Origin of the sequence: Paraglaciecola sp. (genome assembly GCF_030730205.1) — a bacterium.
In the GTDB taxonomy this organism is placed as follows: domain Bacteria; phylum Pseudomonadota; class Gammaproteobacteria; order Enterobacterales; family Alteromonadaceae; genus Paraglaciecola.
The window spans coordinates 1-11,722 of record NZ_JANQVQ010000136.1; the positions used below are offsets into that span (position 1 = coordinate 1).

An 11,722-nucleotide genomic window follows, 5' to 3' on the forward strand; every position below is an offset into this window, starting at 1 on the left:
ATACTGCAACGCGGTGGCAACAGTGTGGTGAGCCCCTTGTCTCGTTTGTAGGTAGGTTTTGCGTATTAACGTGCTGTTGAATTGACGATGTTAGCCAGTTAAAAAGTCGGTTTACAATACCATTTGGAGCTTTGTTTATTCGGTCTTAAATAACTCCAGTTACCAGGGCTTCCAAATACGATTGCCGTCTTTTGCAAAAATTATCGCTGTTGCTCATTACTTAATACCGGGATCTCGCCTTAATGGCTGCTTTTAACCTGGCACCCTCACCCAACCTTCCATCAATACCCGTGCGCTGCGGCTCATTATGGCTTTTGTGACTTGCCATTGACCTTCAATGAATTTCGCTTCAGCGCCAACCGTTAAACTACCTGATGGATGGCCAAAACATACAGTACTGCGTTCACTGCCGCCTGCAGCTATATTCACTAACGTACCAGGAATAGATGCAGCGGTGCCTATAGCGACGGCAGCGGTACCCATCATGGCGTGGTGCAATTTACCCATCGACATCGCGCGCACAAGCAAATCTAATTGAGTGGCTTTGATTGGTTTACCACTCGATGCAATGTAATCTTGCGGCGGGGCAACAATGGCGATTTTAGGGGTATGTTGGCGACCAGCTGCTTCAGTGAGGTCTTTTATCAACCCCATTTTTACTGCGCCGATAGCACGTAATGATTCAAAACGAATTAAGGCCTTAGGATCGCTATTGATGTCGTCTTGCAGTTCAATACCGCTGTAGCCCATACTTTTTGCATCAACAAAAATAGTGGGAATACCGGCATTAATCAGCGTGGCTTGAAGCTTACCGCCAGCGACCCATTCTTCTGGCACATCAAGCTCGTCAACGACATTGCCTGTTGGAAATAAGCCTTTGCTGTCGTCATCGGCATCATCAGCAGGGTCAACAAATTCGAGTTGAATTTCTGCCGCCGGAAAAGTTACTCCGTCTAATTCAAAATCACCCAATTCTTGCACTTTCCCGTCAACGATAGGTACATGGGCTATGATGGTTTTTTGAATATTGGCTTGCCATATTTTGACTGTCAGTGTGCCATTTTGTGGTATTTTATCCTTAGCAATAAACCCATTACTAATGGCAAATGGGCCTACGGCTGCAGACAAATTTCCGCAGTTACCACTCCAATCAACAACGTCTTTATCAATCGCAATTTGGCCAAACAAATAGTCCACATCGTGATCAGGCTGGCTGCTGGGTGATATAATCACTATTTTACTGGTACTCGATGTTGCACCGCCCATACCGTCGGTTTGCTTAGCGTAAGGATCAGGACTACCAATAACCCGCTGCATCAATTTGTCTCTAAATACCCCAGCAGATTGGGCAGCAGTTGGTAAATCTTGTAATCGAAAGAATACGCCTTTGCTGGTTCCTCCGCGCATATAAGTAGCGGGAATTTTTAATTGTGGCTTATAAGTCATTTTATTCTCTCAATCGGTCAAATATTAAGCCTGCGATATCACTCCATAAGCCCCGGGCAAAAGCAATATCAATAGCCAGTGATTTTACTTCTCGTCCTACCTGCTGCCGCCTTTAGTATGACTCTCGATACTCGCCTCTGGCAGCTATTTTTTCGCGTCTAAAAAATCTTGAGCAAAGCGTTGCAGCACCCCACCCGCTTGATATATCGATAGCTCTTCAGCGGTGTCTAAACGACATTTAACCGCTATGCTAATTTGCTCACCGCTCTTGCGCGTCATTTTTACATCTAACAATGAGCCGGGCGATATGTCGCCAACTACATCATAGGTTTCAGAGCCATCGATAAGGTACGTATGACGATTTTCGCCATTAGTAAATTCAAGTGGTAATACACCCATACCCACAAGGTTGGTTCGGTGTATACGTTCAAATCCCTCAGCCACGATGACTTCAACACCGGCTAAACGCACACCTTTGGCAGCCCAATCTCGCGATGAACCTTGCCCGTAATCTGCACCGGCTATAATGATCAGCGGTTGCTTGCGCTGCATATACGTTTCGATAGCTTCCCACATCCGGCTCGTTTTGCCCTCTGGCTCAATGCGTGCCAACGAACCTTGTATGACTTTACCATCAGCGTCTTTGATCATTTCGTTTAATAATTTAGGATTAGCAAAGGTAGCGCGCTGGGCGGTTAGGTGATCGCCACGGTGGGTAGCATAAGAATTAAAATCTTCTTCGGGTAAACCCATTTTATGCAGATACTCACCTGCAGCACTGTCTAAGGTGATGGCGTTTGAAGGTGATAAATGGTCGGTGGTTATATTATCACCCAATACCGCTAAAGCTCGCATGTTTTGCATGCTGCGCTCACCAGCCAGTGCCCCCTCCCAGTAGGGAGGACGGCGGATATAAGTACTTTTCTCGCGCCATGCATATTGCGGGTCGATATGTTCACCGTATTCAACTTTTAAGTCGAACATTGGCTCATACACTTTGCGAAATTGCTCAGGTTTAACGCTGCTTTTTACTACTGCATCAATCTCTTCGTCACTTGGCCACAAGTCTATAAGGCGTATAGCCTTGCCGCCGGCGTCGTATCCTAAGACATCTTTTTCAATATCAAAACGAATCGTTCCTGCAATTGCATAGGCTACAACTAAAGGTGGTGAGGCTAAAAAGGCTTGATCGGCATTAGGATGAATACGCCCGTCAAAGTTACGATTACCCGACAATACTGCAGTAGCGTAAAGATCTCTGGAAGTAATTTCGTCTGCAATTTTAGGATCGAGCGCTCCGCTCATCCCATTGCAAGAGGTACAGGCAAAGGCCACAATACCAAAACCTAGCTGCTCTAATTCGGGTAACAGTTTGGCTTCTTCTAAATAAAGTTGTACGGCTTTTGAGCCAGGAGCAAGTGAAGTTTTGACCCAAGGTTTACGCTGTAAACCGAGCTTATTCGCGTTGCGGGCTAATAAACCCGCGGCCACCATATTGCGCGGGTTACTGGTATTGGTGCAACTGGTAATTGCAGCAATAATCACCGCACCATCAGGCATCAGATCCTTTTCATTTTCAACCACCCCACTGATCTTACGCTTTGCTAATTCACTTACTGGCACACAGGCATGGGGGTTAGATGGGCCGGCAATATTGCGCACCACTTGGCTCAAATCAAAATGCAATACTCTTTCATACTGCGCTTTCACCATGCTGTCAGCCCACAAACCACTTTGTTTGGCGTAGGTTTCAACTAACTTTACTTGCGCCTCTTCGCGCCCTGTTAATGTCAAATAGTCAATGGTTTGCTGATCAATGTAAAACATCGCGGCTGTGGCACCGTATTCAGGTGTCATATTGGAGATGGTGGCTCGGTCGCCTAAGGTAAGATGTTTGCTACCCTCACCATAAAACTCTAAGTACGAGGACACGACTTTTTGTTGACGTAAAAATTGCGTTAAGGCCAAAACGATGTCGGTCGCGGTGATCCCTGCATGGGGTTTACCCTTCAGCTCTACACCAATAATATCGGGTAAGCGCATATAAGAGGCACGGCCTAACATTACGCTCTCTGCTTCTAAGCCACCAACACCAATTGCAATGACCCCTAGTGCATCGACCATGGGGGTGTGGCTATCTGTTCCTACTAAGGTATCTGGAAAAGCCACGCCGTTACGACTTTGTACCACGGGTGACATACGCTCTAAGTTGATTTGATGTAAAATACCATTACCTTGAGGGATCACATCAACGTTTTTAAAGGCGGTTTTCGTCCAATTTATAAAATGAAAGCGGTCTTCATTACGTCTGTCTTCTATTGCACGATTTTTGGCAAAAGCATCTTTATCAAAGCCACCAAATTCTACGGCCAAGGAATGATCCACTACTAACTGGGTTGGTACCACGGGGTTAACTTGCGCTGGGTCGCCCCCTTTGGCAGCAATGGCATCCCGTAAACCCGCTAAATCCACTAAGGCGGTTTGACCCAATATATCGTGACATACCACTCGCGCAGGAAACCATGGAAAATCCCGGTCGCGCTTACGCTCAATTAATTGTTTTAAGGCATCAACCAACTGCGCTGGATCACAGCGTCTTACTAAGTTTTCTGCAAGCACCTTCGAGGTATAAGGTAATCCTGCATACGCCCCTGGTTTAATGGCATCGACTGCCGCTTGTGTATCAAAATAATCGAGCTTGGTGCCCGGTAAGGCACGTCTATATTGCGTATTCATATTGTCCTGTCTTGTAGTTAAAGGGGTTTAACAATAGCGTTTAGCGCTGATTAATGGGCACAACCTGACGAGGTGCTTCACCGATATAATCAGCACTAGGACGAATAATGCGGTTATTTGAGCGCTGTTCCATGACATGGGCTGCCCAGCCGGTCAACCGTGAACAGACAAAAATGGGAGTGAACAACTTAGTAGGAATACCCATGAAGTGATAAGCCGAAGCATGAAAAAAATCTGCATTACAAAATAGCTTTTTGCTGTCCCACATAAACTCTTCACATGCCACTGAAATATCGTAAAGCGAGCTATCACCAAACTCTTCGGATAACTTTTCAGACCATGCTTTGATGATCACATTACGGGGATCAGACTCACGGTAAATCGCGTGACCAAAGCCCATGATTTTCTCTTTACGCTCTAACATACCCGCCATTTGTATTTTAGCGTCTTGGGGCGAACTAAACCCTTGGATCATGTCCATCGCAGCTTCATTGGCACCTCCGTGTAAAGGACCACGCAACGAGCCAATTGCCCCTGTGATACACGAGAACATATCTGACAAAGTAGATGCGCACACTCTTGCGGTAAACGTTGAGGCGTTAAATTCGTGTTCAGCGTATAAAATAAGTGAAACATCCATCACTTTTCGGTGCAGTTCACTGGGCGTTTTACCCAATAGTAAAGCCAAAAAATGGCCTGCAATGGAGTCTTCTTCTGTGTGGCACTCAATCGCAACGCCATCATGACTATAACGGTACCAGTAACACATAATGGCTGGGAAAGCTGCCAACAAACGATTGGCCGCTTGATGCTGTTGGCTAAAGTCATTTTCTGGCTCAAGGTTGCCTAAAAATGAACATCCGGTGCGCATCACGTCCATGGGGTGTGCGCTAGCAGGAATACGTTGCAAAACCTCTTTAAGCGCTTGGGGTAAGTCACGTCGTTTTTTTAATTCAGACTTGTAACTATTCAGCTCAGCTTGATTGGGCAATTGGCCCTTAAAAAGTAAATAGGCCACTTCTTCAAAGGTGGCGTTATCGGCTAAATCGGACACGTCATAACCACGATACGTTAAACCAGAGCCAGATTTACCCACGGTACATAAAGACGTTTCACCCGCACTTTGACCACGTAAACCTGCACCACTTAATTTTTTATCAACCATTTTTCTGTCCTTTTACTTACTGTTAGTTGGTGAAGTCTGTTTTCAGCGTCGCTTAGTTATTTTTATTGGCTGAAAACAAACTATCTAATTTCTGTTCAAAATCGTGGTAACCCAAATAATCGTATAACTCCATACGAGTCTGCATCTGGTCTATCACTTGCTTTTGATCGCCGTGTTGTAAAATGCTTTGATACACACTTTCAGCCGCTTTATTCATGGCTCTAAATGCACTGAGTGGATACAGCACCATGGCCGCGCCCCACTCACCTAATTGCTGTTTGTTCCATAATTCCGTTTGGCCAAATTCGGTGATATTGGCCAAAATGGGCACCTTAATGGCCTTTGAGAATGCACGGTAATGTTCTTCCGTTTTAATGGCTTCGGCAAATATGCCGTCAGCACCGGCTTCAACACAGGCTTGTGCCCGCTCAATCGCCGCTTCTAGGCCTTCTTGAGCAAAAGCGTCAGTTCGAGCCATGATAAAAAAGCTTTCATCAGTTCTGGCATCAACCGCGGCTTTAATGCGATCAACCATTTCTTCTTTTGACACAATGGCTTTGTTTGGCCGATGACCACAACGTTTTTGCGCCACTTGATCTTCGATATGCACTGCAGCGGCACCAGCCTTGATCATTTCTTTAACGGTACGGGCAATATTAAATGCCCCGCCCCAACCCGTATCAATGTCCACCAGCAAAGGTAATTCACTGGCACTGGTGATTCGACTGACATCAATAAGCACATCATTTAAGGATGTCATGCCCAAATCAGGTAAACCATAGGAGGCATTCGCGACACCGGCACCAGATAAATAGATGGCTTGATGACCGGCTTGCTGAGCCATGATGGCGCAATACGCATTGATGGTGCCAACGATTTGCAATGGTTTGTTTTTTTCCAAAGCCAGACGAAAACGCTGTCCGGGGGATAATTGTATTGAGCTTGTCATAGGGTATTCATCCGTTTTTCGACATTTAAACGAGAAGCTGAGATATGCCTACGCATGAGGATCTCAGCCAATTCACCATCTTTATCTTCAATGGCTTGGATAATATTGTGGTGTTCGGTAAACGCTTTTTTGGCGCGAGGACTGGCCATGCCAAATTGAAATCGGTACATCCGTACCAAATAGTAGAGTTCTTCGCAGAGCAAGCGGATCAACAACTGATTGGCACTGCCAAACACAATTTTAAAATGAAAGTCTAAGTCACCCGCCTTTTGAAAATAGGCTTCGCCCTGTTGCAGGGCTTCGTTTTTTTCGTGATCAGCGAGTAGTTCTCTGAGTTCCGCTATTTGCGCGGCTGTCATATTTTGCGCCGCTAAATAACAAGCCATACCTTCTAAGGATTCACGTACTCGAAATAGCTCTAATAATTTTTCTGTCGACAATGTTACGACGCGATAGCCTATATTTGCTTTACGCTCAAGTAAGCCACTGCCTTCTAAACGCGACAGCGCATCACGTAAGGTACTGCGGCTAATATCGTAATAACGAGCCAGTTCTGGCTCACTTATCTTGCTGCCCATCGCAATTTCACCCTCGACAATACGTTGTCTTAGGCCAGTAAAGACAGTCTCAGCGCGAGTTGTGACTTTCAGATTTGAAACAGGTGCAGGCATCATATTGTCGACAATTTTAAACTTAGGCCTTAGCTTAGTCATTTTTCGCCAAAGATCAAACTAAATTGTCGACAATTTTGAAATGAAGTGAAACTTACTTTTTTAGTACGCTAGCCAGTGCTTCTACACAATAATCAACGTTTTTCTGATTTGCTCCATAACCCATTAACCCTATCCGCCACACTTTGCCGGCGAGTACACCTAAGCCCGCACCGATTTCCAAGTTGAAGTCTTGCAGCAACCGAGCACGAATTGCCCCATCGTCCAGCCCCTCAGGGATACGCACCATATTAAGCTGAGGTAATCGGTCTTGTTCATCTACAACAAATTCTAACCCTAACTCTTCTAGCCCCGTTTTTAACAATTGGTGCATGTGTGCGTGTCGGTTCCACGATGCTTGTAAGCCTTCTTCATGCAATATCAATAAGGCCTCATGCAAAGCGTAAATACTGTTAACCGGCGCAGTATGATGATAAGCCCGTTTGGTTCCTTGGCCCCAATAGCCCATCACCAAGTCCATATCTAAAAACCAACTCTGTACCGGACTTTGACGATGTTTAATGACCTCAATAGCAGCCTGACTAAATGAAACTGGCGACAAGCCTGGTACACACGATAAACATTTTTGTGTGCCTGAATAGATTGCATCTATTTGCCAATCATCTACGGCCAGCTCAATACCCCCTAGCGACGTTACCGCATCAACAATAGTCAAACACTCATATTCCTTAGCCAAGGCACATAGAGCTTGTGCATCATTGCGCACGCCGGTAGAGGTTTCTGCATGCACAAACGCTACGGCTTTTGCATCTGGGTGCATTTTTAAAGCTTGTTCCAACTTATTGATGTCAGTTGCAGTGCCCCACTCGTCTTGCACCATAATGGCTTGACCACCACAACGAAGTACGTTTTGCTGCATCCGCCCACCAAAAACACCGTTTTGGCACACGATAACTTTGTCACCTGGTTCAATTAAATTAACAAATACCGCTTCCATCCCCGCTGAGCCAGGAGCAGAAACAGGCATGGTGAGTTCGTTTTGAGTTTGAAAGGCATACTGCAGTAATTGTTTTGTTTCATCCATTAAATCAACAAACATCGGGTCAAGATGGCCGATAGTTTGACGCGATAAGGCAGTTAAAATGCGCGGATCAACATCAGAGGGCCCCGGCCCCATTAATGTTCGTTGCGGAGGGAAAAAGCTCTTAAATTGTAAATTCATAAATAGACTTAATTGAGATAACCATAAACGGATAATTACAGCTCATACATCAGTAAACAAGGGCTTCATAGTCGCCATAAATAATATGAATACTGGTCAAGTAAAAACAGCGTTCATCAGTATTGGCAGTTGGCGTGCGTAGAAAAAATTAGGAATAAACGAAGTGAACCAAAAAACCTGAATAGAAGTAAAAAGGAACACTTAACTAAATTTAATAATTAGACTATTTTTTAAGCAGATATGTTCTACACTTTACATCCTTGAAACCCTTACCAGTTTGACCAGACCAGTTTGATTAGCGCACGGCTCTAAAGAAGAGCCAATCCCCCTAAGCCCGGGCTAGCAATAGCGCCGGGCCTTTTTATAAGGGGCAACAAAACGTAAGGCACGAAGAAAAACTAACTTTAACTTTGTGCCCTTAGCTCGCTAGCAAAACGCTTTGCATTAGCAAGGTAGTACTCAGCAGATTTTTCTAACATGGCTTTTTGTGAGTCTGAAATGGTTTTAACTATCTTACCTGGCGAGCCCATTACCACTGAACCATCAGGCACCTGCATGTTTTCGGTCACTAAGGTATTGGCGCCGATGACACAATGCTTACCCACTTTTGCACCGTTTAAAATCACGCTATTGATACCAATCAGACTATAATCGCCAATCTCACAGCCGTGCAGCATCACTTTGTGCCCCACGGTAACCCCCTTACCCACCGTTAGGGGCACACCATGATCAGTATGCAGTACCGAGCCATCCTGAATATTGCTGCCTTGGCCGACTGTGATTAAATCGCAATCGCCGCGGATCACCACGTTAAACCACACGCTGCTGTCTTTTTCTAAACAAACTTGGCCCATAACATGACTTCCTGGTGCCACAAAAGCCGGTTCATTGAGGGTTACGCTGTGCTTTCCTAAGGTATAAATCATGAATTTTCCTCAACGTTGCGCATTAAGCCTTCTTGCATTGTTGATGCAACAAGCTTTCCTTGTCGATTAAAAAATTGGCCTCTCACCAACCCCCGTGCGCCACCGGTAAAGGGGCTTTCTGCGCAGTACAACAGCCAATCGTCAAAATCAAACGGATGGTGAAACCACATTGCGTGATCAATTGTTGCCATGCGCAAACTTTTATTGCGAGGTGCAATACCATGGGGTTGTAAACATGTACCTAGAAAATGGTAGTCAGAAGCATAGGCCAACATCGTTTGGTTGATGTTGATATTTCCGCTTAGCACTTCTTGTGCTTTCATCCAAATATAACGTTTAGGCTCTTGTACTTGTGGTTTGTAGGGGTCAATCGCTTGAACAGTGCGCGTATCAATGGGCTTGTGATAGCTCAAGGTTTCTCGCATACGCAGAGACATGTCACTTAATGATTTTTCATAAAACTTAATATCGGGCTCAATTTCTTCTGGCCCTGGTACATCTGGCATAACAGCGTATTGGTGTTCTAAGCCTGCCTCGGGTAATTGAAATGAGGCCGTCATGTAAAAAATATTACGACCATTTTGAATGGCTTTTACGCGGCGTGTCGAAAAACTTCGGCCATCTCGAACATTTTCAACATCGAAGACTACGGGTTGGTTGGCATCCCCAGGCAATAAAAAGTAGCTATGAAATGAATGGGCAATGCGACCTTCAGGCATAGTTAATTGAGCGGCAGCCAATGCTTGCCCCATCACTTGACCACCAAACAAGGCTCTAAATCCCAAGTCCCAACTTTGCCCCCGAAAGAGCCCCTGTTCTATTTTCTCAAGGGTTAACAATTCGACTAATTTAATGTCTGGCATAGTGATTACTCTTTTGGTCAATTATTGAGATCGTGTTTGTTGACGAGGATCTCTAGGATAAAACTTATCAGCTCGTTTCGCTTGATGCTGAAAAAAACGGGTATCTTTGTAGGGTAACTTCATGAAGCCTGAAATACCTAAGCCTTTTATTTTCGGGATCAAATCGATAATATCCCGCAGTAAGCTAGTAAATTCCAGCTCTAATTTGTGATTGAGCAAGGTGTAGTAACTGTGAATTTTTAAATGGGTGGGCAAGGCCTCAAAAATAATACAGCCTGTGTGATGAATACTATTTAACTGGCGAATAATACTCAGTAACTCAGGCGGCAAGGCCAATAACTCGTCGGGATCATCACCATCTTCAAAATACGAGTGCATTCTACTTTCATCTTCTGGTACTGAGATTCGACTCAGTTCGTAGGGAATGCGCATGCCTTTTTCGGGTATAAACGGCGCGCTTTCTTCCGTTCGCTCCAAGTGCAAGGTATCCCGCGCATTAAACAAACAGCATTTAAATACACCAACGTGTTGTATTGCTCGGGCCAAATACACCACGTTGTTAATTGATGCCTCAAACGAGCGCTGCATCGACTGGTCATAGAGGTTTAGACTTGAATCAATATATACGCCGTCATCTTGCCAGCGCATGGCCAAACCGCCTACCACCGGGTATTTACCCAAACGACTCACCGCTGAAACAAAGGCTTTTTCGGTTTCGCCCATTCCTTGTAAGTAGTTTTTATAATACCGTTCAAACTGCGCGTCATTCATGTAACGCAGTTCGTCATGCTCTTTGTATGATTCTGCTCTTAAAAAGGATTTACGTGAGCTGTACACGACGGTATCAATCTCTTTTTCTTTGCGAACGACCCAGCTGGGTATCAAGGCTTTTTCTTGCTCGTGATGTTCATCTATCAACAATAGATTTTTCATGAACTGCATATTTTGCAAAAAGTAATCGCCGCCTTCCTTACGCACTGCTGCGTCATCGCTCAACATAGCACTTAAGGTCAGCGCCAGTTCTTTAGGTAGGCCCAATGATTGCGGGGTAATAACACGATAACCAAAGCGACATGACTGACCTGACGCAAGGGCGTACAGGGTACTCGCTAGGCCTTGTTCGTCAAACCGAGGGCTAGATAAGCCCCCGTTTAATTGTTCGTCACCAATAAAATAAATATCACCTAAACGTGCATTGGTCTGCTGTAATTCACTGGACATCAAATCCATAATGTTTTGACTCACAAAATGCCCATGTTCGTCTATTTGTGCAAACACCGACGAGCCCCAGTCAATTAAGCCAATCCCTTCTGATTTGGCATCAAATACGATGTTTGAGGGTTTAATGTCACCGTGCACAATGGGTTTCTTATCGCCCTCGTGCTTGAAGTTACGCAAATAACGTAAGACATCTGCCAACTGCACCGCGATTTTGACAATAAGCCTGGGTGACAAAGGACCACGTTGCAGTGACACTTTTTCTAAATCGTCACCGGCTGCGCGTTCCATCACTAAGATGGCTTGTTTTTTAATGCGCTGAAATTCGATTAAGGCAGGTACATTTTTATGCTCTACATGGCTTAACATGTAAGCTTCTTCTTCTAATCTATCTTGAATATGCTGTGGCAGATTAATACGTGAAAATTTAAACACAAAATGCTGACGACCTGCTGCATGGCGCCACTGAGATTCCTGCTCACTCTTAGCTAGTCCCTCAGCAGTCTGACCCTCAGATGTCTGACCC

General features: G+C 44.9%; 9 protein-coding genes. All 9 read right to left on the reverse strand.

Annotated features, from left to right (window positions below):
* Positions 1-252: 252 nt before the first annotated feature.
* Positions 253-1,446: a 2-methylaconitate cis-trans isomerase PrpF gene (prpF, locus tag NWQ57_RS09585; RefSeq protein ID WP_306021928.1), complete on the reverse strand. Its 1,194-nt coding sequence runs from the start codon at positions 1,444-1,446 to the stop codon at positions 253-255.
* Between the two features lie 144 nt (positions 1,447-1,590).
* On the reverse strand, positions 1,591-4,182 hold the full coding sequence (acnD, locus tag NWQ57_RS09590; protein WP_306021929.1) for a Fe/S-dependent 2-methylisocitrate dehydratase AcnD: 2,592 nt from the start codon (positions 4,180-4,182) through the stop codon (positions 1,591-1,593).
* Positions 4,183-4,222: 40 nt separating this feature from the next.
* Complete coding sequence (gene prpC / locus NWQ57_RS09595) at positions 4,223-5,347, reverse strand: 2-methylcitrate synthase (RefSeq protein ID WP_306021930.1); 1,125 nt, start codon at positions 5,345-5,347, stop codon at positions 4,223-4,225.
* Positions 5,348-5,399: 52 nt separating this feature from the next.
* Positions 5,400-6,296: a methylisocitrate lyase gene (gene prpB, locus NWQ57_RS09600; RefSeq protein ID WP_306021931.1), complete on the reverse strand. Its 897-nt coding sequence runs from the start codon at positions 6,294-6,296 to the stop codon at positions 5,400-5,402.
* Positions 6,293-6,970 carry a GntR family transcriptional regulator gene (locus NWQ57_RS09605; protein ID WP_372340906.1) on the reverse strand — a complete coding sequence of 226 codons (678 nt, stop codon included), beginning with the start codon at positions 6,968-6,970 and terminating at the stop codon, positions 6,293-6,295. The genes prpB and NWQ57_RS09605 overlap by 4 nt, the downstream gene beginning before the upstream one ends.
* 91 nt (positions 6,971-7,061) lie before the next feature.
* Entirely contained in the window at positions 7,062-8,189 is a 1,128-nt protein-coding gene (locus NWQ57_RS09610) for an alanine--glyoxylate aminotransferase family protein (protein ID WP_306021932.1), read from the reverse strand.
* 404 nt (positions 8,190-8,593) lie between these two features.
* Entirely contained in the window at positions 8,594-9,115 is a 522-nt protein-coding gene (locus NWQ57_RS09615; protein WP_306021933.1) for a gamma carbonic anhydrase family protein, read from the reverse strand.
* Entirely contained in the window at positions 9,112-9,978 is an 867-nt protein-coding gene (locus tag NWQ57_RS09620) for an acyl-CoA thioesterase II (RefSeq protein ID WP_306021934.1), read from the reverse strand. Before NWQ57_RS09620 ends, NWQ57_RS09615 begins: the two co-directional genes overlap by 4 nt.
* A gap of 21 nt (positions 9,979-9,999) precedes the next feature.
* On the reverse strand, positions 10,000-11,722 hold a 1,723-nt coding region (locus NWQ57_RS09625; RefSeq protein ID WP_306021935.1), incomplete at its 5' end, for a protein kinase.

Excerpts from the sequence above, each read along its gene's own strand:
- NWQ57_RS09610 (WP_306021932.1), bottom strand. The coding sequence starts at position 8,189 with ATGAATTTACAATTTAAGAGCTTTTTCCCTCCGCAACGAACATTAATG.
- NWQ57_RS09620 (WP_306021934.1), bottom strand. The coding sequence starts at position 9,978 with ATGCCAGACATTAAATTAGTCGAATTGTTAACCCTTGAGAAAATAGAA.
- NWQ57_RS09605 (WP_372340906.1), bottom strand. The coding sequence starts at position 6,970 with ATGATGCCTGCACCTGTTTCAAATCTGAAAGTCACAACTCGCGCTGAG.
- NWQ57_RS09615 (WP_306021933.1), bottom strand. The coding sequence starts at position 9,115 with ATGATTTATACCTTAGGAAAGCACAGCGTAACCCTCAATGAACCGGCT.
- prpB (WP_306021931.1), bottom strand. The coding sequence starts at position 6,296 with ATGACAAGCTCAATACAATTATCCCCCGGACAGCGTTTTCGTCTGGCT.
- acnD (WP_306021929.1), bottom strand. The coding sequence starts at position 4,182 with ATGAATACGCAATATAGACGTGCCTTACCGGGCACCAAGCTCGATTAT.
- prpC (WP_306021930.1), bottom strand. The coding sequence starts at position 5,347 with ATGGTTGATAAAAAATTAAGTGGTGCAGGTTTACGTGGTCAAAGTGCG.
- prpF (WP_306021928.1), bottom strand. The coding sequence starts at position 1,446 with ATGACTTATAAGCCACAATTAAAAATTCCCGCTACTTATATGCGCGGA.